The sequence below is a fragment of the Streptomyces sp. NPDC040545 genome, from assembly GCF_055595065.1.
Genome location: NZ_JBVIWA010000010.1, coordinates 205,728 through 228,236, shown reverse-complemented (window position 1 = coordinate 228,236; position 22,509 = coordinate 205,728). Strand labels below are relative to the sequence as shown.

Below are 22,509 nucleotides of genomic sequence, written 5' to 3'. Positions count from 1 at the left end.
GACGAGTGCAGCCCTCCGCAGTAGGGCGTCGAAACTGCTGGAGATGATCACGACGCCGCTGCTGCCGTCGGACTACCTCGACCTGGTCAGCCCGCTGCGTGCGGGCGGCGACCTGCGGGGGCGCATCGAGGCCGTGCACCCCGAGACGGGTGACGCCGCGACCATCGTGATCAGGCCGGGACGGGGCTGGCGCGGTCACACGGCCGGTCAGTACGTGCGGATCGGGGTCGATGTCGACGGGGTGCGCCTGTGGCGTGCCTACTCGCTCACCTCGCCGACGAACCGCCGGGACGGCCGCGTCACGATCACCGTGAAGGCCATCCCGGACGGCAAGGTCAGCAATCACCTGGTTCGCAGGGCGAAACCGGGCACGCTGGTCCAGCTCGACCAGGCGACCGGTGACTTCGTACTGCCGCAGGCCAGGCCCGCCAAGGTGCTCTTCCTGACGGCCGGCAGCGGCATCACGCCGGTGATGGGCATGCTGCGCGACACCGAGTTCGACGACGTCGTCATGGTCCACTGCGCGCCACAGCCGCAAGACGTGATCTTCCGCAAGGAACTGCACGCCCTGGTCGCGGACGGGAAGCTGCGGCTCACCGAGCTGCACACCGACACGGACGGCACGCTCGACATCGCCCGTCTCGACGAATTCGTGCCCGACTGGGCCGAGCGCGAGACCTGGGCTTGCGGGCCCGCGGGCCTGCTCGACGCCGCCGAAGACCACTGGACCGAGCACGGCGTCCCGGAGCGCCTGCACACCGAACGCTTCCGCCCCGGCATCGTCGTCGCCGGCGACGGTGGCCAGGTCACGTTCAGCACCACCGGCAAGACCGTCGACGCGGACGGCACCACGCCGCTGCTGGACGTCGGCGAGGAGGCCGGCGTGCTCATGCCCTCCGGGTGCCGCATGGGCATCTGCTTCGGCTGTGTCACGCCGCTCAAGGCGGGCGCCGTACGCGACCTGCGCACCGGTGACATCACCGAAGCCGAGCCGGGCGTCCTCATCCAGACCTGCGTGTCCGCCGCGGCGGGCCCCTGCGACATCGAACGGTAGGAGCACATTGACCGCCATCGACCCCACCGCCCACCTGACCGCGGAGCAGATCGAGGAGCTGGGCCGCGAGCTAGACGCGATCCGCGACGAGGTGATCGCCGGCCGCGGCGAGAAGGACGCCGCCTACATCCGCAAGGTCATCTCGGCGCAGCGCAAGCTCGAGCTGGTCAGCCGGGGCGTACTGCTGTTCTCGATCTTCCCGCCCGCGTGGCTGATCGGCACCGCCGGCCTGTCCGTGGCGAAGATCATGGAGAACATGGAGATCGGCCACAACGTCCTGCACGGCCAGTGGGACTGGATGCGGGACCCGAAGATCCACTCCACGACCTGGGACTGGGATCACGTCTCGCCGGCCGAGCAGTGGAAGCACTCGCACAACGAGCTGCACCACAGGTACACCAACGTGATCGGCAAGGACAACGACCTCGGCTACGGCATCATGCGCGTCGACGAGGACCAGAAGTGGCACCCGTTCCACCTCGGCCAGCCGCTGTGGAACTTCATCAACGCCTGCTTCTTCGAGTACGGCATCGCCGCCTACGACCTGGAACTCGGCAGGAACCTGCACAAGCGCCGCCGCAAGAACCCGGAGTTCCGCGCGCGGGCCAGGGCCGTGGGCCGCAAGATCCGCAAGCAGGTGCTCAAGGACTACGTGATCCACCCGCTCCTTTCGGGCCCGTCGTTCCTCACCACGCTCGCCGCCACGTTCACCGCGAACCTGGTCCGCAATATCTGGTCCCACTCGGTGATCATGTGCGGGCACTTCCCCGAGGGCGTGCAGGTCTTCGAGCGCCGGTCGATCAAGGGCGAGACGCGCGGCCAGTGGTACCTGCGCCAGATGATGGGCTCGGCGAACATCAGCGGCAGCAAGGCCATGCACTTCATGACCGGCAACCTGTCGCACCAGATCGAGCACCACCTGTTCCCGGACCTGCCGAGCAACCGGTACGCCGAGGTCGCGGTGAAGGTGCGCGCCTTGTTCGAGAAGTACGAGCTGAAGTACGTCACCGGGCCGCTGCCCAAGCAGGTGTACTCCGCGTGGCACAAGGTCTTCCGCCTCTCGCTGCCGAACAAGAAGCCCAAGGTCACGACGCCGGACCGCGAGCAGGAGCTCGCCGCGGTCTGATTCCCGCTACTGGTTCAGACCCTTCGGCCGTACCGACGGCACAGCCGGTTTGTGCGACATCCCGCGAGTTCTCCTGAAGCCCGCTGAGTGATCGAGGCTGTGGCTAGGGGCTTCTTCCCCCTTCGGGTACTCCGTTCGGCTGTGACGCAACTTCGGGCTCGACGAGAAGACCGCCATGCGCGGTGCGGACTCGGCACGGTGCCTCCTGGAAACCAGTGCCGAGTCGTTGAACGCTGAGGACCTGGTCGGCAGGCGCCTGCTGAAGGTGACGACGTCATGGCACCACTACCAGAAGGCCGAGCCCTCTTTCCTGCACATGTGGTTGCACATGGACGGTCTTGGCCCCATCCGCTTCCACACACCGGGCGACGGATTGTCCTTGGAGATCGGCCAGCCCCACGGCCCCTACGACATGGAGGAATACGGTCACACTACGGTCGAGGGGCCCGCGAACGGCCCTTGGAGGACCACTCTCTTGCGGAGGGCCGACTTGGCGTCATCACCGTCGGAGCGTCGGACTCCCCGAGGCCCGGCCGGACCGCCCGAGACCTGACCGCGCCGTGGCTGGCGAGCTGACGACGAGGCTGGTCAAGAGGGGCTGAGGCCCTCGTGGTCCCACTGCTCGAGCAGCACCTCTGCGGGGAGCGCGCTGCCGTCGGGAGCAAGGCGCTGGACCGGCATATCGGGGGAGGCGCATGCAAGCAGTTGTTCGGCGACTAGGTGGGGAACGAGCAAGGCGGTGGTGCCCGCCTTTCGGTTCATCGCCACGTGGTAGGTGGCGATGACTGATGCCTCCCACAGGGTGAGGGGGTCGCGTTCCGGCTCGCTGTGGAGGGTTCGGGGGAGGGCGGCGGACATGGAGGTCGACGAGATCAACATCGCCACACGCTTCAGGAATTTCGACGGCCCCGTTCCTGGGCGGGCAAGGGCATGCCCCGTCGTACCTCGCGTCACTGTCGCAGGAGGGGGGCAGGTCCTCTGTCTGGTGGGCCCCGCTCCGGTTACGGGCCTCACGTCCCCTTCGGGGAGGCGGGTGGCAGGCGACGGCAGGACGTCCGCGCCACCGGACCCGCCCGCACCGCTGCTCCGCCGCCACAACAGGTGTGTGCAGCTGCGCAGATTCAACGGAGGCCCGGCCCTCCACGGCACCGGCGGCTCCGGGTGCGGATCCGATCCGGCAGCAGGACCGTGCCCGCGAGTGCGCCGTAAGCCAGCTCGTCAGGCGCCCACAGAACGCGCGGCACCCCGCGCCCGGCAGGAACGGCTGATGGTGGCCGAGGTGGCGGGAGGCTCACGCCGTGTTCCGGCTGAACCGGGCCGCGCTCCGAGCAGCCCGGTTCGACGGGGCGCTTCAGGCGGGACGTGATCCGGGAGCGCATGGAGGGTATCTACTCGGCCGGCACCCTGAGGGAGCTGCGCGACTTTGTCCGGGCTTCCACCGGTCCCCCGGACTGGGATTTCACCTCGTGGCGCCGAAACGTGAATGGCGCCCGGTGGATCGGGCGCCCTTCACTGAGAGCCGTGCCGCGGGCTGACCGTACCGCGCGACCACGACCAGCACGAAGGAGATGGGCAAGCTCCGCTATGTCGTGGAGCAGGCCTTCGCCCTATTCCACCAGTTCAAAGGACTCGCCGTCCGCTGGGAACGCCGCACCGAACTCTACGACGCCTTCGTCTCCATCGCCTGCGGCCCTCATCTACGGGCGACGCCTCAAGCGAGCCCAACCGTGATCGTGTGGGGAGCTCCCAGCGACGCGTACGGAGTACTACCGCTTGCACACCCAGTGTGACCCCGCCTAGCTTCGCAATCAGCGTGTGCTTGCCCCGGGCTTCGTTCAGTTTACGTAACTGATGGAGTCCGGCAAATGGAAGCTAATTCACCAGTCCGGCTGCCAGGTCACAGCACTAGCCGACTGTACTGCCGCACGACCGGATCGCGGTCTGCGCCGAGAGTCAAGGAGAAGACCATGAAGAAGACCATTCTTGTCGTGGTGTGCGTGGCAGCGGCTACAGCCTTCCCGGTAGTGCCCAGCCAGGCAGCTCAGGTCGTACTTGTTGTGGATGACAACGGAGCGCAATGCCCGGGGGCGGCTTTCACCACGATCCAGGCAGCGATTACCGCGGCCTCGCCGGGAGACGAGATCAGGGTCTGCGCCGGCACATACAATGAGGTTGTCACCGTGAACAAGGCGAACTTGCGGTTGGTCGGACCGGCCGCCGCCCCCAGAGGGACAGCGTGCCGCCAGGTCGGAGCTCCGGATCCGACTAGTCAGGCAATCATTCAGTCGGCGGACGGTTCAGGCACTGTCCGCTTGGCGGAGAACGGCATCAGGTTCTCCCGCTTCACCGTTCAGAACAATACCTCCAGTTATGGCATTGTCATGAGTGCGGCACACTCGGGCCACCAAGTGCGGCAGAACTTGATCCAGGGTAATGTGTTCGGAGTCTATTTCAACTCCAGCGGCGCAATCCTTTCCGAGGTTGAACAGAACTGTATCCGCCAGAACAATGAACCCGGTTCCGCAAGCGGCAATGGAGTCTACTCGGATGCGGGCTTGAAGAACGCGGACATCGAAGATAACACCTTTTCCGGTAACGAGAACTCTGGTGTCCTTCTGGACGCACTGGCACCCGGAGGAGTCGATAATGTCAGAGTAAACAGAAACACATCCTTGGAGGACAGGGCCTTTGCGTTCATCTTCAAGTCCAGCAACGTCGCCGTAGGGAGCAACATCATCCGGGACAACTTTGGCGCCCCCGGGATCTTCTTCGGCGACAGCAATACGAACTTGAGGATCACCTCCAATCTGATTGAGAGGGGCTTCCTGGGCGTTCGGGCCAACGCCTTTGGCCTCTCGCCCAACACCAACGTCACCATCACCGGCAACACCATCAGAAACTCCGAATCAAGCACCGTCGGCCACGGCATCAGCGTGGCAGCGAACTCCCTCGCGAACTCCGTCATCTCCCGGAACATCGCCACCGGCAACGCGGGCGACGGCATCCGCATCGATGCCGGCGGCAACGGGGGCAACACCATCAGCTTCAACGTCGCCCGCGGCAGCGGCATGCTCGACTGCCGCGACAACACCACCGGCACCGGCACCGGTGGCACGGCCAACACCTGGGTTCGCAACATTGGCCCGAACGCGGCCCCTCCCAGCATCTGCCTCTGATCGAACTGCTGAGCCCGGAGCCACCGGCTCGATGCCTGTGGATAGTTCCTCCGGAAACGAAGAAGTTCCTTGTGGCTTGCGATGATGGGGGTTTCTCTAGGACCCCATCAGGCATGATCAGCAAGGCGCTTCCGAGATGAAGTCTTCCCATGCCGCAGCGGCGGTCCCATCCGCGTTCAGGGATTTGTCACCGCGCTCGTGGCCCAGATCCCGGACAGCCCGCACTTCGAGACGATCAACCGGGGCCACCCGCTGCCGCTGCTCCTGAGCAACGGCACGGTCCGGCCCTTGATGCCCACCGTCCCCCTGCCGCCGTTCGGGCTTGAGGAATTGATCAGCGGCCCTCCTGCGTTGACGGACAGCTATCCGTTCGCAACGGGGGACCCGGCTGCAGCTGATTGACGAGCCGGTTGGCCATGCCCAGGCCCGAGGGCCCGCAGCCCGCCCTGGCCTGTGAGGTTGGTCCCGTCGGCCTTGGCCCGGTCCGCCAGCTGGCCGATCAACTGGTCATCCAGCATGGTCGGATTTAGCCCGGCCAGCCGGGTGAGCGGCGTTAGCCCATTTCCTCCAGGGTTTTGCCCTTGGTCTCCTTGATGCAGAACACCACGAACGGGGTGGACAGCAAGGCGAACACGGCGTAGATGACGTAGGTCGCCGACAGGTTCCAGTCGGCGAGGTCCGGGAAGGTGACGGTGATTGCCCAGTTGGCGATCCACTGGGCCGAGGCGGCCACCGACAGGGCGAGTGCGCGGATCGCGTTCGGGAACATCTCGCCGAGCAGCACCCAGACCACCACGCCCCAGGAGAAGGCGAAACAATCGAGGTGGAGAGGCTGATCAGCAGCGAGTTGCTCTCGTCGATGCCCACCGACTGCCACAGGAAGGACGAGTAGTAGAAGATCACGTTGATGCCGACGAACTGCTGGAACACCGAGGCCCCGATGCCGACCCCGACGATCAACTTCTTAGAAGAAGCCGATCTTCTTTGGTGAATAACTTACTAAAAAGTTCTTCGTCTGCTGGTAGTGCTCCAGCATCATCTTGTGGGTCTCGCGGCCGATGCCAGACTGCTTGTATCCGCCGAAGGCGGCGTGTGCCGGGTAGGCGTGGTAGCAGTTCGTCCAGACGCGGCCCGCCTGGATCGCGCGGCCCGCGCGGTACGCGGTGTTGATGTCCCGGGTCCAGACGCCCGCGCCCAGGCCGTACGCCGTGTCGTTCGCGATCCGTACGGCGTCGTCGAAGTCCTGGAAGGACGTCACCGACACCACCGGACCGAAGATCTCCTCCTGGAAGATCCGCATGCGGTTGTCGCCCTCGAAGATGGTCGGCTGGACGTAGAAGCCGCCCGCGAGATCGCCCTCCAGTTCCCGGCGCTCGCCGCCCGTCAGGATCTTCGCGCCCTCCCGCTGGCCGATCTCCACGTACGACAGGACCTTCTTCAGCTGCTCCTCCGAGGCCTGCGCCCCGATCATCGTGTCGGTGTCCAGCGGGTGTCCCGGCACGATCAGTTCGGTGCGGGCCACCGCCGCGTCGAGGAAGTCCCCGTACCGGCCCCGCTCGATCAGCGCGCGCGACGGGCTCGTGCACACCTCGCCCTGGTTGAGGGCGAACATGGTGAAGCCCTCCAGGGCCTTGTCGCGCAGGTCGTCGTCCGTCGACCAGATGTCGTCGAAGAAGAGGTTCGGGCTCTTGCCGCCGAGTTCCAGGGTGACCGGCTTCAGATGCTCGGCCGCGTACTGCATGATCAGCCGGCCGGTGGCGGTCTCCCCGGTGAAGGCGATCTTCGCCACCCGGGGACTGGACGCGAGCGGCTTGCCCGCCTCCTCCCCGAAGCCGTTGACGATGTTGACCACGCCCGGCGGCAGCAGGTCCGCCACCAGGCTCAGCCAGTAGTGGACGGAGGCCGGGGTCTGCTCGGCCGGCTTGAGGACCACCGTGTTGCCCGCCGCCAGCGCCGGGGCCAGCTTCCACACCGCCATCAGGATCGGGAAGTTCCACGGAATGATCTGTCCGACCACGCCCAGCGGCTCGTGGAAGTGGTAGGCGACGGTGTCGTCGTCGAGCTGGCTCAGCGCGCCCTCCTGCGCGCGCAGCGCCCCCGCGAAGTACCGGAACTGGTCGATGGCCAGGGGCAGGTCGGCCGCCAGGGTCTCCCGCACCGGCTTGCCGTTCTCCCACGTCTCCGCGACCGCGAGGGCCTCCAGGTTCTGCTCCATCCGGTCCGCGATGCGCAGCAGGATCGACGACCGCTCGGTGACCGAGGTGCGCCCCCACGCGGGCGCCGCCGCGTGGGCCGCGTCCAGCGCCCGCTCCACGTCCTCGGCCGTGCCCCGGGCGACCTCCGTGAAGACCTGGCCGTTGACGGGGGAGGGGTTCTCGAAGTACCGCCCGCGGGCGGGCGGAGCGTACTCGCCGCCGATGAAGTGGTCGTAGCGGGGCGCGTACGACATGAGCGCCCCCTCGGTACCGGGCGCTGCGTAGCGGGCCATGGTGTCCTCCCGTTGCCGGGCGCCGGCCGCCGTCGGACAGCGCTCGGGTGGAGGCTAGGAGCGGGCAGGTTGCGGATACGTTGCACGCCGCCGTCCACCGGGGTCAGGGTCCGGGCGCACGCCGAGCTCCCGGTCCAGGGCACGTACGCGGGCCAGCGCGGCCGGCCTGCGCTCCGGCGGCAGCGCCGCCGCCAGCGCCCGCCACGCCTGCGGGTCGTCCGCGCCCCACGGGCCGCACACCCAGTCGGTCAGCAGCCCGGCATCCGCGCGCGCGATCACGGCCGCCCTCGCCTGGTCCTCGATCCGGCGCCGCAGCCGGACGATGCCGGGCGCGGTCGAGGCCGGCAGCAGGGGGCCGGGGTAGTGGTGGAGGGCCGCGGACACCGCCCCGGCTGCCAACTGCCGTGTCAGAGCGGTGAAATCCGCGTCCAGCGGACCGGCCGTGCGATACGGGCGCGAAAGCGGCGCCGACGGCCCCAGCAGAGCGCGCAGCCGGGAGATCTCGGCGCGCAACGTCACCGGTGACACCGACTCGTCCTCGTACAGGGCGATCGCGAGCTCCTCGCCCGACAAGCCCTCGGGATGGTGCGCGAGCAGCGCCATGATCTCGCTGTGCCGCCGCCCCAGCCGGAGCGTGCGACCGGCGGTGACCAGCAGCGCCTCGTCCTGGCCGAGGGCGGCGAGCGTGTCGCGGGCGGCCGGCGGATCCGGTTCGAGCAGGGTCAGCTGGGCTTCCGCCGCCCGGGCCACCGCCTGCACGAAGCCGAGGGAGTGCGGGTGGGCCAGGCCGTCGCCCCCGGTGATGTCCACCGCGCCCAGCAGCCTGCCGGTCCGGGGGTCCCGTACCGGGGCCGCCGCACAGGTCCACGGGTGCACCCGGCGGCTGAAGTGCTCGGCCCCGAAGACCTGCACGGGTTCGCCCGTCGCGACCGCCGTCCCGGGTGCGTTGGTCCCCATCGCCGACTCCGCCCAGCGCGCACCCGGGACGAAGCCGAGGCCCTCGGCCCTCCGCAGGGTGCCCGGTTCGCCCTCCACCCACAGCAGGCTGCCCCGCGCGTCGCACACGGCCAGCAGATGCGCCCCGTGCGCGGCGAACGCCCCGACGAGATCCCGGAACAGCGGCATCACCCGGGCCAGCGGGTGCTCCTCGCGGTACGAGCGCAGCTCCCCCTCCGCAAGCTCCACCCGGGGCGCGCACTCCGGGCTGAGCCGGGCCCGCGCGCACCGCCGCCAGGACCGCGCGATGACCGCCCGGACCGGGCCCTCGACCCGCCCGTCCCGGGTGAACGCGGCATGGGCCCGCCGTAGTTCGCGCGTGCGGGCGGCCGCATCGGCCCCGCCCGGCAGCGCCACCGACGGATCGCCCATGTCACCCTCCCGTGGTGCCGCGGTACGGAGTTGCGGAGCTGCGGAGCGTCCCCATCGTCGTCCCGGTACCGGGTCCCGGCAAGCCGTACGTCGGCCAGGGCGCCGGCGGTACGCGGCCCGCGCGGGCCGAAACCTCATGGGGCGGGATCGGCCTCCAGCGCCAGGACCGGGTCCGGGGCGGACGGCCCCGACGGGATCCACCGGCCCGCCTCGCGGCGGTACGGCCACCAGCGCCCCTCCCGGCCCAGCCGGATCCGGCGGCCGGTGCCCGCCTCCGTCCTGCGGGCGCGGACCCGGCGGAGCACCGGCGTCTCCCCGTCCGCCCACGCCGCGGCCAGGGCCGCACGGGCACGGGCCAGTGTGCTCCGGTCCGGCGTCCAGTCGTCCTCCGGGTCGGTGGGAAGGAACACGGCGGAGTGGTGGTGGATGAGGCCAGAGATCTCGGAGAGCACGCATTCCTCAACCTTGACTACCAGGTACGGAGTGGCCGAAGGTACCTCACCGAGGGTGCCCGGCGATGTGGGCGTCGCCATGACCCGGGTCACTTCGAAGACTGTTCGGGTGTCGGGGAACGCGTGGTCTCGACGGCACGTTGAGTGGGTAGGAGTTGGTCGGCGGCAGAAGGAGGTGTCCGCAGATGTCCACGAGCGGAAAGATCGCGGTTGCCGGAGTCGTGGCAGCCGTCGTGCTGTTCTGGACCGTGGGGTTCTGGGCGGGACTGCTGGTCCTGATCGGCGTGCCGGTCGCCGCCTACCTCCTGCTGGACTCCTCTCAGCGGCGTCGGCTGCGGGGTATATCCAGGAAACAGATCGGCCGCTGACCGCGGCCGCCGTGCGGTCGCCCGGCGGGGCGGCCGGGCTCCGGCTTCGGTGCGGAGCCCGGCAGGCACGGCAGCGGGGCGGAATGAGGGCGCGTACCCGCACGGTGGCGGTGACGCCCGGAAGGTGTGGCCCGCCCGGGCGGCGGCCGGGTCAGGCGGCGCCGCTCACGACGGCCAGGCCGAGGTCCGCTTCGAGCAGCATCTGGGACGCGTGGTCCACGAGGTGCCGGAGCACCGGCGAGTAGGTCTCGTCGCCGCCCAGTTCGTCCAGGATCCGGTGCCCCTCGGCGCGGAACGCGTCGATCTCCGCCCGGTACCGGTCGAGGGTGGCGGGTGTCCGCAGCAGTGCCGCGAGTTCCGCTCTGGCCTGCTGCGAGCGCCCGGCAGTAGCGCACAGGCCCAGGATGCGGTCCCGGGAATCGGGCGAGGCGTCCTCGATGACGGAGGCGAGGAGATAGGTGACCGTGCCGTTGAGCAGGTCCTCGTTGCGGCCGGACAGGATGTCTTCCTGGTCGTTGAATATTTGCCAAAGGATGCCGAAGACGTAGCCGAATTCACGCCACAGCTCCACCTTCTCGGCCGTTGTTCCCGAGAATATCGCGGCCATTGCCGTGATCATTCCGAAGGGTGCGCCGGACTTGCCGCGGTATGTCTCGACCACCGATTTCCGCGAGGCGCTGCAGACGTCCCCGCGCATGTCGTCGATCTGGCCGTCGACGCCGATGATCCAGCCGTTCAGGATCTCGGTTATCAGCGCGCTGCGCGCCGACTCCGGGAGGTCTTGCGCGAGGAGGATCTGGATGGGGAGCGAGTTTCCCGTGATGACGGATGCGAGCAGTGCTTCGTTCTCGGTGAGCTCGCCGGAGATGGAGGCGCCGTTGGCGTCCGCCAGGTCGTCGAGGTAGCAGGCTGAGGTCCACCACAGCAGGTGGACGGCGGACAGCGGAATGGCCGGCCTCGGATTACCGGTCTCTATGGCGTGCGTGAGGAGCGGCAGCACCGAGAGGGGATGTCTCAGTTTGCGCTGCTCCAAGAGCTTGGCCACTGAGTTCCTGGTCGTGCTCGCCACCGGGCCGAGCCGCTCCAGCGCGGTGTCGATCTCCGCGTCGATGTCCTGCGAGACTTCCCGGTGCAGGTCCAGGTAGGACATGGAATTCAAGAATGGCCTCCGTCGTGAAATGGGCCGCAGGTGCGAGGTGCGCACCTTTGAGCCGCTTGACTGGCCGATTCGATCATTCCGGAGGAGGGGGATCCAGAGCGATTTCCGGCCTTCTTGGCCGATTCTTTTCTCTTCAGGGGAGGCCGGGGCAGTCCGCGCCCGGAGGCTGGTTACCGACTAACCGCCCGGTATGGGTCGTGCATCAGGGCCGCTGCTGTCGCCGCCGCTATTCGCCAACGCCGTTGCAGCCGTCACCGCCGTCGCCCGCTCCGGCTCGTGTTCACGACGGGCGGACCGCGATGCGGTCCAGCGCCGTCAGCAGGGCCGGCAGGTCCGGCTGTTCCGAGTCCCCCTCGTGAGGGACCGTGAGCACCTCGCCCGGTTCCTCGTCCAGCAGGACGAAGGCCGCCTCGCCGGTGCGCGCCACGAGCGACCAGCCGGGCCCGTCCACCCGCAGCGTCCGGGCCCCCTCGCCGGCGAACGAGGACCGCACCCGGCCGGGCGGTGGCGGGGTCTTCGTGTACGCCGCGGCCTCCTCCAGCGCCCGCGCGAGCCCGGGGTGCGCGGCGGCCGCCGCCCCGCCGTCCGTGGCCACGCGCTCCCGCCAGTCCGCCCACTCCCGCGCGATCTGGTCCGCGCCCATCCGCCGCTGCACCGGACCCCAGGCGTCCGCCGAGGGCGGGGCGAGCGGGACCCGCCCCGTACCGTCCGCTCCCTGCTCAGGATCGTGCGGCTCCGGGATTCCCGACGCGGCCACCGACAACTCCAGAGGCCAGCCCGCCAGCGAGACCACGATCGTCCGCTCGTCGGGGGACAGGTCGTACTCCATCCCGCAGTCCCAGGAGGCGATGGCCGTCGCGACGAGCGAGACGTCGTCCACGACGACCGTCCAGCGCGCGCCCTCCTCGTCCTGGCCGAGCACCAGCCCGTACCCCTCCCGGTTCGCAGTCACGCCCAGCAGGGAGCAGGCCTCGGGGAAGTCGTCGCCCAGGATGCTGGGGAACTGCGCCGGGGTCAGCAGCACGGCGGTCAGCACATACAGCGAGCCGCCACCCTCGTCGTCGGACACCTGGCCTCCTGGTAGCTCTCTCGTCGGCGCACCTTAACCAGCGGGTAACCCGCCCGTCGAGAGCTTGCGGGACACGATTTCCAAGGCTGCTACCTGCACGTAGAGTTGGGAACCCGCCACAGAAAGGGACACCTGGTGCAGCGTTACGATCGGCTGAGGGAGATCCTCCGTCTCGATCCCGACAAGGATTTCCTCGCCATCTACCGGCTCAGCGCCACCTACGAGTTCCCCTGGGACTTCACCCGCGCCCTGGAACTCGCCCTGTTCCGGACCTACGCCGTCCCGAGCATCGGTGGCCTGCTGGCCGAGACGGCCGAATTCACCGACCGGACCCAGAAGCGCTACGACGACACCGCGCTGCTCCTGGACGCGGTCGTCGAGCACGGCTTCGAGAGCGATACCGCGCGCACCGCCATCCGCCGTGTCAACCAGATGCACCGCAGCTACGACATCTCGAACGAGGACATGCGGTACGTCCTGAGCACCTTCGTGGTGATTCCGGCGCGCTGGCTGGACGCCTACGGCTGGCGTCCGCTGACCCACCACGAGCGCCGGGCCTGCGCGAACTACTACGCCACCCTCGGCCGCCACCTGGGCATCACGGACATCCCGGGCTCCTACGAGGAGTTCGAAGCCACCCTCGACACCTACGAGGAGGCCCACTTCGGCTGGGACGAAGGCGCCCGCAGGGTCGCCGACGCCACCCTCGACCTCATGGCCTCCTGGTACCCGGCGCCGGTCGCCCCCGCCGTGCGGCGCGCGAGTCTGGCCCTCCTGGACGAGTCGCTGCTGGGCGCCTTCCGGTACGAGCCCCCGCGCGCCCCGGTCCGGCGCCTCGTCCAGGGCGCCCTGTGGCTGCGCGGCCGCGCGGTCCGGCTCCTGCCCCCGCGCCGGTCCCCGCACTACGCCCGCCAGAACCCGGAGATCAAGGGTTACCCGGACGGCTACGACGTGGGTGAGCTCGGCACGTTCCCCGTGCCCGGCTCGGGCGGCTGCCCCGTTCCGCATCCCCGCCGGCCCGCCGGAGCCGAGGCCCAGCCTCCGGCCTGATCCCGGTCACCTCCGCGGACCCCGGGCATGGGGCCGACGTACGGGTTGTTCAGGGCTGGCGGACGGCCAGCACCAGGAATCGGTCGTCGTCATCGGCGTACGAGGTCATGTCCCAGCCCGAACCGCTCAGCAGCGGGCCGAGGTTGTGCTCGGCCCGCATGTCCTCCGGGGTCAGCTCGCGGCCGTGACGCGCGGCGAGAGCCGCTCGCCCGATCGGGTGGAAGAGTGCGAGCCCGCCGCCGGGGCGGACCACGCGGGCGAGCTCGCGCAGGTTCGCCCCCGGGTCGGGCAGGTGGGCGATGAGCCCGGCGGCGAACACCGCGTCGAGCACCTCGTCGCGCAGCGGCAGGCGGGCCACGTCGGCGAGCAGCAGCGCACCCTCGGCGTCCCGCCCCGCCCGCCGCGCGGCGGCCAGCATCTGCGGGGTGAGGTCCACGCCGAGCACGGTCCCGGCGGGTCCGACGGCGGCGCGCAGCGCGGTCATGGCCCGCCCGGTGCCGCAGCCCGCATCGAGCACCCGGTCCCCGGGCCGCAGTCCGAATTCGGCCACGGCGGTGGTGAACGCGGGTCCGTCCCCGGGAAACTTGCGGTCCCAGTCGGCCGCGCGCGCCCCGAAGAACTCCTGCACGTGTGTGTGGTCGTCGCCCATGTGCCCATGATCCCCCACCGGCTCCGGCCCGTGTCCCTGCGGACCGTGCGCAAGGTGGCACGTGGTGCGATCGGAGATGAACGTAGCTCTGTCATATTCCAGCAGTTCCAGCGGCTTTCGAAATGCGCCCCCTGTTCGTGCCCTCACCCGGACTAGCGTCCCGTGGCCATGGGACACCTGGGACATCTGGACCACGCCGCCTATGGGTGGCTGACACCCGCGCTGTCATATGTGATGGCGTCGATCGGCGCCGCCCTTGGGCTGCGCTGCACCGTCCGCGCGCTCGCCACGACCGGCGCCTCCCGCCGCAACTGGCTCCTCACCGCGGCCTCCGCCATCGGCACCGGCATCTGGACCATGCACTTCGTCGCCATGCTCGGCTTCGAGGTCACGGGCACCGAGATCCACTACGACGTGCCGCTCACGATCCTCAGCCTGCTCGTCGCCGTGCTGGTCGTCGGCGCCGGAGTCTTCGCCGTCGGCTACGGCAAGGAGCGCGGCCGGTCCCTCGTACTGGGCGGCCTGACCACCGGACTCGGCGTCGCCAGCATGCACTACCTGGGCATGGCGGCCCTGCGTCTGCACGGCGACGTCTCCTACGATCCGCTCACCGTCGGACTCTCCGTCGCCATCGCCGTGATCGCGGCGACCGCCGCCCTGTGGGCCGCACTCAACATCAAGTCACCGGTGGCGGTCGCCGTCGCCTCGCTCGTCATGGGCGCCGCCGTCAGCAGCATGCACTACACGGGAATGATGGCCGTCGCCGTCAGCGTCAGCCCCTCGGAGGCGGCCCTGCCCGGCGCCACGGCCATGCAGTTCATCTTCCCGCTCGCCGTCGGGCTGGGCTCCTACCTGTTCATCACCGCCGCCTTCGTCGCGCTGTCCCCGACGGTCGACGAGCGCGCCGCCTCCGCTTCGGCCCGGCACCTGGGGGAGCACACCGTGACCGTGCACTGATCGCGCGCACCGGCAGTCCGTGCACCGGGCCGATCCCGCGGCACCGCACCGCTGCTGCCTCACCGCCCCACCCAGCTCACCGCCCCACCCCGCCTCACCTGACACATCCGCCCCACCGCACCCGTAGGCACCGCCCGGAACGAGGAGCCCATGCGAACACCCCGCAGGAAACCGGAAGCAGCGGCGCCGCGGCTGCCCGCGCCCCCGGCACGCGGCCGCCGGGCCCACGCCGGGCCGCCGGCCGAGGAACCGGCGGAGCTCCGGGACCGGCGGCCCCACCCGCCCGCCGCGCGCGCGAGCGGACCCCGGCCGCGGTTGCGGCTGCGCCCCGCCACCGTCCGCGCGAAGATCGTCTCGCTGCTGATGGTCCCGGTCGTCTCGCTCCTCGCCCTCTGGGCCTTCGCCACCGTCAACACCGCCCAGGACATGGCCCGGCTCAGCCGCGTCCACCAGGTCGACACCGAGATACGCACCCCCGTCGCCGCCGCCGTCACCGAGCTCCAGGCCGAACGGCGCGCCGCCGTCCGTCTGCTCGCCGACCCCGCCTCCGACCCGGGCGCCCTCGACCAGCAGGCCCGCCGGACCGACGCCGCCGTGCAGCGGCTGCGCCTCGGTGACCAGCACACCGTCGCCGACTCCGGCGACTACCGCTCCGACATCGTGGTCCGGCTGGAGGCGTTCGTAGCCGCCGCCGAAAGCCTGGGACCGTCGCGCAAGGACATCACCGACCGCCGTGCCACCCCCGAGGCCGCCTACACCATCTACACCCGCGTGGTCGACGCCGCCTTCGCCGTGGGCGGCGCCCTGACCGGCGGGGAGAAGGCCGAACTCGGCCCTGACGCCCGGGTCCTGCTGGAATTCGCCCGTGCCGCGGAACTGCTGTCCCGGGAGGATGCGCTGCTCGCCGCCCCCGGCCCGCGCACCGCCGAAACGCTTCGGCAGCTGACCGGCGCCGTCGAGTCCCGCCGCGCGCTCACCGAGTCCGCCGCCCGTGACCTCCCCGCCGCGCAGGAGGCCGTCTGGCAGTCCGCCGCCAAGAGCGCCGCCTACGCCGACCTCACCGGAGCCGAGGACCGGGCGCTGGCCGCAGGCACCTCCAAGGAGAGCCGCGGGGTGCCCGCCGGATGGGAGGCCGCCCACAACGGCATCGCCTCCTCGATGCGGGAGGTCGAGGCGGCCGCACACGCCGCGGCCGCCGGCCGGGCCGACCCGTTCGCCGAAGGGGCGCTGACCCCGGCCGGGGCCGCCGTGCTGCTGGGCCTGGCGGCCGTCGCCGCCTCCCTCGTCATCTCGGTCCGGATCGGCCGGGCGCTGGTCGTCGAACTCGTCTCGCTGCGCAACACCGCCCTGGAGATCGCCCACCGCAAACTCCCGCAGGCGATGGAACGGCTGCGCGCCGGCCAGGAGATCGACGTCGCTGCCGAGACCCCGCCCGGGCCGCCCGCCGAGGACGAGATCACCCAGGTCGGCGAGGCGCTCCACACCGTCCACCGGGCCGCGCTCAGCGCCGCCGTCGAACGGGCGGAACTCGCCAGCGGCATCTCCGGGGTCTTCGTCAACCTCGCCCGCCGCAGCCAGGTCCTCGTACACAAGCAGCTCACCCTGCTCGACTCGATGGAGCGGCGCGCCGACGACCCGAACGAGCTCGGTGACCTCTTCCGCCTCGACCACCTGACCACGCGGATGCGCCGGCACGCGGAAAGCCTGATCATCCTGTCGGGCGCCACCCCGGGCCGGGCCTGGCGGATGCCGGTCCCCCTCACGAACGTCGTGCGGGCCGCCGTCTCCGAGATCGAGGACTATCCGCGGATCGAGGTCCGGCAGCTCGCGGAAGCCGCCGTGGTCGGGGGCGCGGTCGCCGACCTCACCCATCTGCTCGCCGAACTCATCGAGAACGCGGCCCAGTTCTCCCCGCCGCACACCAAGGTCCGGGTCAGCGGCGAGCCCGTCGGCACCGGCTACGTCCTGGAGGTAGAGGACCGCGGACTCGGTATGGGCCCCGACACCCTCGGCGACGCAAACCGCCGCATCGAGCAGTCCGAATCCCTCGACCTCTTCGACAGCGACCGGCTCGGGCTCTTCGTGGTCAGCCGCCTCTCGGCCCGCCACGGAGTGAAGGTGCACCTGCGCACGTCGCCCTACGGCGGCACCACCGCGGTGGTGCTCCTGCCCAACTCCATGCTCCAGGGCGCGATCACGGCCGGCGCCCCCGCCGGAGCCCCTGCCGCTGCCTCCGTCCACGGCTCGGCCCCGGGCTCCGCCACGGCTCCAGGCTCCGCCACGGCCCCGGAATCCGACCCGGCGCCCCGCCCGGCGCCATCGGCTCCCGCTCCGGCCCGGGCCCCGTCCCCGTCCTCCGCCCGGTCCTCCGCCGCCGCACCGAAGGCGGGCGCGAAGGCGGAACACCCGCCCGCCATGACCGTCGTACGGGAGGGCGCGCAGCCCCCGGCTCCGGCTCCGGCCCCGACGGCCCCCGTAGGCGAGGAGCCGCGCCCGGCCCCGGTGGCTTCGCTCCGGCCGCGCGCCCCCGGCGGGGCGGGCGCCCGTACCCAGACGGCCGCGGTGTCCCCGGCCTCGGTGACGGAACTGCCGCGCCGGGTGCGCCAGGCCAGCCTCGTCCCGCAGCTTCGGGAGGCCCCCGCCCCGAAGGCCCCGGCCGCATCCCGCCTCCCCCAGGAGCCGCCGGGCCGCAGCCCGGAGCAGGCCCGGGACCGGATGGCGGCCTACCGGGCCGGCTGGGTCCGCGGCGCCCAGGAGAACTCCCCTCACGCAGGCAGCGAAGGAGAAGTGTGATGATCGAACACCAAAGGATCGACCTCGACGGCGGCCGCAGGTCCGGCGAACTGGACTGGCTGCTCGACGACCTGGTGCTCCGGGTCCGCGAGGTCCGGCACGCCGTGGTCCTCTCCAACGACGGCCTGGCGGTCGGCGCCTCCAGCGCACTCAGCCGGGAGGACGCCGAGCACCTGGCCGCGGTGGCCTCCGGCTTCCACAGCCTGGCCAAGGGCGCGGGCCGGCACTTCCACGCCGGGGGCGTGCGCCAGACGATGGTCGAGATGGACGAGGGCTTCCTCTTCGTCGCGGCCGCCGGCGACGGTTCCTGCCTGGCCGTGCTCAGCGCCGCCAGCGCCGACATCGGCCTGATCGCCTACGAGATGGCCCGGCTGGTGAAGCGGGTCGGCGAGCACCTCTACACCCCGCCCCGGTTCGCGGCGCGCCCGCCGGCCGCCGGCTGAGGGCGGCGGTCCGGCACATGAACGGCCAGTGGTACGACGCCGACGCAGGCCCGCTCGTCCGTCCGTACGCCATGACCGGCGGGCGTACGAAGCCGGGACCCCACGGGGTCCGCTTCGACCTGATCGCGCTGGTCGCGGTCGATCCGGGGGGTACGGACGAGGCGGCCGAGTCCCTGCTGGGCCCCGAACACCGGGCACTGCTCGGACTCTGCCGGTCCGAGACCCAGTCGGTGGCCGAACTCGCCGCCGACGCGGACCTGCCCGTGGGGGTGGTGCGGGTGCTGCTCGGGGACCTGCTGGAGGGCGGGCACGTCAAGGTCAGCCGGCCCGTACCACCCGCACAACTGCCGGACGAGCGGATTCTGCGTGAAGTCATCGAGGGATTGAGAGCGCTTTGATGGGACAGCATGACGACCGATCTGCCGGACCGGCCCCGGGCGCGGATCCCGGTCCCGAGGAGGACCCCGAACTGGCCGCACTCGCACTGAAGATCCTGGTCGCGGGCGGGTTCGGGGTGGGCAAGACCACGCTGGTGGGCGCGGTCAGCGAGATCCGGCCGCTGCGGACGGAGGAACAGCTGAGCGAGGCGGGTGAACTGGTCGACGACACGGGCGGCGTGGACCAGAAGACGACCACGACGGTGGCCATGGACTTCGGGCGGATCACCATCCGGTCCGGGCTGTCCCTGTACCTGTTCGGCACGCCGGGCCAGGACCGGTTCTGGTTCCTGTGGGACGAGCTGTCGCAGGGTGCGCTGGGCGCGGTGGTACTCGCCGACACGCGGCGGCTGGAGGACTGCTTTCCGGCGGTGGACTACTTCGAGCACCGGCGCATCCCCTTCGTGGTGGCCGTCAACTGCTTCACGGACGCACGGCGGTTCGGGGCGCACGACGTCTCGCGCGCCCTGGACCTGGAGCAGGGGACACCGGTGGTGCTGTGTGACGCGCGGGACCGGGACTCGGGGAAGGAAGTGCTGATCAGGCTGGTCGAGTACGCCGGGCGGGTGCACACCGCCCGGCTGCTGGACTCGGTGGAGCCGCAGGCCGATTCCGTGTGAACCGGGCCCGGTCGGCGGCATCGGGGGTCAGGGGACCGTCATTCGGCGATGCCGGCGAGGGCGATCACCTTGTCGATCGGGACCCTGACGAGGAGTTCGGTCGGGACGGCGTTGCGGCGTCCGAAGGACTCGGCCTGCTCCTCGCCCATGTAGCGGGCGCCGATCCGGGTTGCCCACGTGAGCAGTTCGTCGGCGCCGTCGGCGTACCCGCTGATCTCGGCGCGGCCCTGGAGGACGACGAAGGAGAAGGGCGGCCGGTCGTCGTCCACGCAGAGCGCGACCCGGCCGTCGCGGGCGAGGTTGCGTCCCTTGATGGTGTCCTTTCCGGTGTTGAAAACGAAGGAATCGCCGTCGAGTACGAACCAAATGGGAGCGATGTGCGGACTTCCGTCCTCACGCACGGTGGAGAGCTTTCCGGTGCGCGTCGAGTGCGAGACGAACGCCCGCCATTCCTCTTGAGTCATCTTCTTCGCCATGGGGACATCCTCCTTGCCCGAAAGGCCCTGGTGGGGAAGGCTTGCGGCACAAGTACGCGGGGTGGGGCGCGGCCAAGTGGCCGACGTCAACGGGGAGGGGCTGGGAATGGCACTGGACAAGCAACTGGACTGGCTGCTGGACGACCTGACGCGCAGGGTCCAGCAGGTGCGGCACGCGGTGGTGCTGTCCAACGACGGCCTGGTCACGGGGGCGAGCGCGGGGCTGGCGCGGGAGGACGCCGAACACCTGGCGGCTGTCGCGGCCGGTCTGCAGAGCCTTGCCAAGGGGTCCGGCCGCCACTTCCGGGCCGGTGAGGTGCGCCAGACGATGGTCGAGTACGACGAGGGAGCGCTCTTCGTCATGGCGGCGGGCGCGGGCAGCAGCCTGTGTGTGCTGAGCGCCGCCGAGTCCGACATCGGTCAGGTCGCCTACGAGATGACGCTGCTGGTCAACCGGGTGGGCGAGCACCTGGGTGTGGCGGAGCGGCGCATCACCGGCGGCTGAGCCGGGCCGGCCCGGGCGGGGCTCGGGAAGTTATCCACAGGCCTCGCGGGTGCCGTTGCGCTGAGTTACGGTCTTCACACAGAGTAATCATTGCTCGTGGGGGAGGACCGAGATGACGCAGATGGGGACCGCACTTCGGGACGCTGTGACCGGCGGCGATGCGGTCGGCGGCGATGCGGCCGCCGGGGCTACGGCCGGCGGGGCTACGGCTGGCGGGGCTACGGCTGGCGGGGCTGCGGACGTGCTGGTGGGCGGCGTGCAGGCCGCGGGGGAACTGGGGCTGAGCCGGAGCGAGTTCGCCAGGGCCGTCCAGCTGGGGCTCGTGCGGGCCGGGCCGCGCACGCTCGCGGGGGCCGCGCGCTACGCACGGGCCGAGCTTGACCGGGTCAGGTCGGTGGCGGGGCCGCCGGGCGCGCTGCGCGAGCGGGTCGAGACGGTGGCCGGGGCGCAGGCCGCGGCCGAGGTGGTGGGGGTCGGCCCGAGCCGGTTCACCCGGCTCGCGCGCTGCGGGCATGTGACCCCGGTCGGATACCGGATCAACCGGTACCGGGCCGTGGTGTGGCTCTATCTGACCGCGGAGCTACGGAGCTTCGCCGCGCGGGAGCCGGGAATGCTGCGTGGGATCGCGCCCCCGGCGGACCGGGAGCTGATGGCGGCCAAGGCGGATCTGCGGCCGCGCAAGTGGCGCGGGCGGCATGTCGGGCTGCTGCTGAGACGAACGGCCGACCCGTGGGAGCGCGCCGCCGTGCTGGCTTCCGTACTCCCCGAGGGGGAGCTGCTGGAGGCCGTGCCCGACCCGGCGGAGCGGATCGTCCTGGCCGCCCTCGGTCCGCCCCCGCCGTACGGGCACCCGCAGGTGCCGGCGGCGACCGCGGTGGCGGCGGGCCTGCTGACGGCCGGCCCGCCGGACGAGGTCCACTGGTACCGCACCAGCCTGGACTTCGCCCTGGCCGGGGCGCGGGGTCAGTCGAAGTCGACGGGGGAGAGGGGGCCGACGTAGACCCAGGCCCCGGCCTCGCGGGAGAAGCTGCTGTGCTCGTGCAGCGAGCCGGTGTGCCGGCCTTCGCGGTAGTGGGCGCGGAACTCCACCGAGCCCTCCGTCTCGAACATCCCGCCGCGTTCGGTGGCGAGGATCTCCAGCCGCTCCCAGCGCTGTTCGGGATCCAGGTCGAGGCGGTCCGGACGGGTGGCGGGGTGCCAGGAGCGCAGCAGGTAGGCGGTGTCGCCGACGGCGAAGGCGCTGAACCGTGAGCGCATCAGCCGCTCGGCGGTGGGTGCCGAGCGAGCACCGGCGTGGAAGGGACCGCAGCACTCCGGGTAGGCGGCGGGCAGCCCGCAGGGGCAGGGGACGGCAGGGGTGGGCATGGGTGTGCTCAGTTCTCCGGGGCGGGCTCGGACGGCTTGGCGGGGTACGGACGGAAGAGGCCCTCCTGGACCACGGAGACCAGCAGCCTGCCCTCCACGTCGTAGATGCGGCCCCGGGCCAGGCCCCGGCCGCCGTGCGCGATGGGCGACTCCTGGTCGTACAGGAACCACTCGTCCGCCCGGAACGGCCGGTGGAACCACATGGCGTGGTCCAGCGAGGCCATGTCGAAACCGCGCATGCCCCACAGGGGTTCGACCGGGATGCGCACGGCGTCGAGGAGGGTCATGTCACTTGCGTAGGTGAGGGCGCAGGTGTGGATGAGAGGGTCGTCGCCCAGCGGACCGACCGCGCGCATCCACACCGCGCTGCGGGGATCGGATCCCTTGAGCTCCTCGGGAGTCCAGCGGAGCCGGTTGACGTACCGGATGTCGAAGGGCTGGCGGCGGGCCATCCGCTCCAGCGCCTCCGGCAGCGCCCCCAGGTGCTCGCGGATCTCGTCCGCGACCTTGGGGAGCGTGTCCGGGTGAGGGACGTGGTGAGGAGGGAGCTGGTGCTCGATGCCGCCCTCCTCCGGATGATGGAAGGAGGCGGTGAGATTGAAGATCGTCTTGCCCTGCTGGACCGCGGTGACCCGGCGCGTGGTGAAGGACCGCCCGTCGCGCACCCGCTCCACCTGGTACACGATCGGCACCCCGGGGATGCCGGGGCGCAGGAAGTACGCGTGCAGCGAGTGGACCGGGCGGTCGCTCTCCACGGTGCGTCCTGCGGCCACCAGCGCCTGGCCGGCGACCTGCCCGCCGAAGACCCGCTGGAGGGACTCCTGCGGGCTGGCGCCGCGGAAGATGTTGACCTCGATCTGCTCCAGATCGAGCAGATCGACCAGTCTCTCGGCGGGGTTCGTCATCAGAGGATCTCCACGGTCGGGTCCGGTGGGTCGGGCGGGTACGGCGGGA

At 70.8% G+C, this 22,509-nt stretch carries 23 protein-coding genes and 1 pseudogene; 13 read left to right on the top strand and 11 right to left on the bottom strand.

Annotated features, from left to right (window positions below):
• The first annotated feature begins 43 nt into the window (after positions 1-43).
• Both ACZ573_RS21060 and ACZ573_RS21055 read left to right on the top strand, forming a co-directional pair.
• Positions 44-1,054: a ferredoxin reductase gene (locus ACZ573_RS21060; RefSeq protein ID WP_471306319.1), complete on the top strand. Its 1,011-nt coding sequence runs from the start codon at positions 44-46 to the stop codon at positions 1,052-1,054.
• 7 nt (positions 1,055-1,061) lie between these two features.
• A complete protein-coding gene (locus tag ACZ573_RS21055; RefSeq protein ID WP_471306317.1) occupies positions 1,062-2,180 on the top strand; it encodes a fatty acid desaturase family protein in 1,119 nt (372 codons plus the stop codon).
• 588 nt (positions 2,181-2,768) lie between these two features.
• Here ACZ573_RS21055 and ACZ573_RS21050 read toward each other — a convergent pair.
• The gene (locus ACZ573_RS21050) at positions 2,769-3,059 is read right to left on the bottom strand and encodes a hypothetical protein (protein ID WP_471306314.1); all 291 of its coding nucleotides are present in this window, start codon (positions 3,057-3,059) and stop codon (positions 2,769-2,771) included.
• 1,088 nt (positions 3,060-4,147) lie between these two features.
• Between ACZ573_RS21050 and ACZ573_RS21045 the strand changes: the two genes are divergently transcribed.
• The gene (locus ACZ573_RS21045; RefSeq protein ID WP_471306311.1) at positions 4,148-5,356 is read left to right on the top strand and encodes a right-handed parallel beta-helix repeat-containing protein; all 1,209 of its coding nucleotides are present in this window, start codon (positions 4,148-4,150) and stop codon (positions 5,354-5,356) included.
• Between the two features lie 198 nt (positions 5,357-5,554).
• Positions 5,555-5,758: a hypothetical protein gene (locus ACZ573_RS21040; RefSeq protein ID WP_471306411.1), complete on the top strand. Its 204-nt coding sequence runs from the start codon at positions 5,555-5,557 to the stop codon at positions 5,756-5,758.
• A gap of 151 nt (positions 5,759-5,909) precedes the next feature.
• Here the strand turns inward: ACZ573_RS21040 and ACZ573_RS21035 are convergent.
• The 4 genes and pseudogenes from ACZ573_RS21035 to ACZ573_RS21020 all read right to left on the bottom strand — a co-directional run.
• Positions 5,910-6,319: pseudogene (locus ACZ573_RS21035) on the bottom strand (MFS transporter); the annotation flags it as partial.
• Between the two features lies 1 nt (position 6,320).
• A complete protein-coding gene (gene exaC, locus ACZ573_RS21030) occupies positions 6,321-7,844 on the bottom strand; it encodes an acetaldehyde dehydrogenase ExaC (RefSeq protein ID WP_471306308.1) in 1,524 nt (507 codons plus the stop codon).
• A gap of 54 nt (positions 7,845-7,898) precedes the next feature.
• Positions 7,899-9,212, bottom strand: coding sequence for a GAF domain-containing protein (locus ACZ573_RS21025; protein WP_471306304.1), 1,314 nt, complete (start codon positions 9,210-9,212; stop codon positions 7,899-7,901).
• Positions 9,213-9,346: 134 nt separating this feature from the next.
• On the bottom strand, positions 9,347-9,664 hold the full coding sequence (locus ACZ573_RS21020; protein ID WP_471306301.1) for a hypothetical protein: 318 nt from the start codon (positions 9,662-9,664) through the stop codon (positions 9,347-9,349).
• 185 nt (positions 9,665-9,849) lie between these two features.
• On the opposite strand from ACZ573_RS21020, the gene ACZ573_RS21015 reads away from it, so the two are divergent.
• The gene (locus ACZ573_RS21015) at positions 9,850-10,032 is read left to right on the top strand and encodes a hypothetical protein (RefSeq protein ID WP_384841611.1); all 183 of its coding nucleotides are present in this window, start codon (positions 9,850-9,852) and stop codon (positions 10,030-10,032) included.
• A 151-nt stretch (positions 10,033-10,183) separates the two neighbouring features.
• Here ACZ573_RS21015 and ACZ573_RS21010 read toward each other — a convergent pair whose 3' ends face one another.
• The gene (locus ACZ573_RS21010; protein ID WP_471306295.1) at positions 10,184-11,182 is read right to left on the bottom strand and encodes a polyprenyl synthetase family protein; all 999 of its coding nucleotides are present in this window, start codon (positions 11,180-11,182) and stop codon (positions 10,184-10,186) included.
• Between the two features lie 289 nt (positions 11,183-11,471).
• The gene (locus ACZ573_RS21005) at positions 11,472-12,260 is read right to left on the bottom strand and encodes a hypothetical protein (protein ID WP_471306292.1); all 789 of its coding nucleotides are present in this window, start codon (positions 12,258-12,260) and stop codon (positions 11,472-11,474) included.
• Positions 12,261-12,392: 132 nt separating this feature from the next.
• Here ACZ573_RS21005 and ACZ573_RS21000 point away from each other — a divergent pair, with 132 nt between their 5' ends.
• Complete coding sequence (locus ACZ573_RS21000; protein WP_471306402.1) at positions 12,393-13,310, top strand: oxygenase MpaB family protein; 918 nt, start codon at positions 12,393-12,395, stop codon at positions 13,308-13,310.
• Between the two features lie 49 nt (positions 13,311-13,359).
• Here the strand turns inward: ACZ573_RS21000 and ACZ573_RS20995 are convergent, their stop codons facing one another.
• Entirely contained in the window at positions 13,360-13,959 is a 600-nt protein-coding gene (locus tag ACZ573_RS20995) for a class I SAM-dependent methyltransferase (protein ID WP_471306289.1), read from the bottom strand.
• Between the two features lie 177 nt (positions 13,960-14,136).
• Between ACZ573_RS20995 and ACZ573_RS20990 the strand changes: the two genes are divergently transcribed.
• From ACZ573_RS20990 to ACZ573_RS20970, 5 genes are all read left to right on the top strand, one after another.
• The gene (locus ACZ573_RS20990) at positions 14,137-14,916 is read left to right on the top strand and encodes an MHYT domain-containing protein (RefSeq protein ID WP_471306399.1); all 780 of its coding nucleotides are present in this window, start codon (positions 14,137-14,139) and stop codon (positions 14,914-14,916) included.
• Between the two features lie 150 nt (positions 14,917-15,066).
• The gene (locus tag ACZ573_RS20985; protein WP_471306285.1) at positions 15,067-17,709 is read left to right on the top strand and encodes a sensor histidine kinase; all 2,643 of its coding nucleotides are present in this window, start codon (positions 15,067-15,069) and stop codon (positions 17,707-17,709) included.
• Positions 17,709-18,152, top strand: coding sequence for a roadblock/LC7 domain-containing protein (locus ACZ573_RS20980; RefSeq protein ID WP_161289274.1), 444 nt, complete (start codon positions 17,709-17,711; stop codon positions 18,150-18,152). The genes ACZ573_RS20985 and ACZ573_RS20980 overlap by 1 nt, the downstream gene beginning before the upstream one ends.
• Before the next feature lie 17 nt (positions 18,153-18,169).
• A complete protein-coding gene (locus ACZ573_RS20975) occupies positions 18,170-18,550 on the top strand; it encodes a DUF742 domain-containing protein (RefSeq protein ID WP_471306282.1) in 381 nt (126 codons plus the stop codon).
• Positions 18,547-19,209, top strand: coding sequence for a GTP-binding protein (locus tag ACZ573_RS20970; protein ID WP_471306276.1), 663 nt, complete (start codon positions 18,547-18,549; stop codon positions 19,207-19,209). Before ACZ573_RS20975 ends, ACZ573_RS20970 begins: the two co-directional genes overlap by 4 nt.
• A gap of 38 nt (positions 19,210-19,247) precedes the next feature.
• On the opposite strand, the gene ACZ573_RS20965 is transcribed toward ACZ573_RS20970, so the two are convergent.
• Positions 19,248-19,685, bottom strand: a complete 438-nt coding sequence (locus tag ACZ573_RS20965) for a PPOX class F420-dependent oxidoreductase (RefSeq protein WP_471306273.1) — start codon at positions 19,683-19,685, stop codon at positions 19,248-19,250.
• A gap of 106 nt (positions 19,686-19,791) precedes the next feature.
• Between ACZ573_RS20965 and ACZ573_RS20960 the strand changes: the two genes are divergently transcribed.
• Both ACZ573_RS20960 and ACZ573_RS20955 read left to right on the top strand, forming a co-directional pair.
• Positions 19,792-20,190: a roadblock/LC7 domain-containing protein gene (locus ACZ573_RS20960; RefSeq protein WP_189734290.1), complete on the top strand. Its 399-nt coding sequence runs from the start codon at positions 19,792-19,794 to the stop codon at positions 20,188-20,190.
• A gap of 247 nt (positions 20,191-20,437) precedes the next feature.
• Positions 20,438-21,190, top strand: coding sequence for a DUF6397 family protein (locus tag ACZ573_RS20955; protein ID WP_471306270.1), 753 nt, complete (start codon positions 20,438-20,440; stop codon positions 21,188-21,190).
• Here ACZ573_RS20955 and ACZ573_RS20950 read toward each other — a convergent pair.
• Both ACZ573_RS20950 and ACZ573_RS20945 read right to left on the bottom strand, forming a co-directional pair.
• The gene (locus ACZ573_RS20950) at positions 21,154-21,555 is read right to left on the bottom strand and encodes a YchJ family protein (RefSeq protein WP_471306266.1); all 402 of its coding nucleotides are present in this window, start codon (positions 21,553-21,555) and stop codon (positions 21,154-21,156) included. The two genes, ACZ573_RS20955 and ACZ573_RS20950, sit on opposite strands and share 37 nt — an antisense overlap.
• An 8-nt stretch (positions 21,556-21,563) precedes the next feature.
• Positions 21,564-22,460, bottom strand: coding sequence for an acyl-CoA thioesterase (locus tag ACZ573_RS20945; RefSeq protein WP_150256098.1), 897 nt, complete (start codon positions 22,458-22,460; stop codon positions 21,564-21,566).
• Positions 22,461-22,509: the final 49 nt, after the last annotated feature.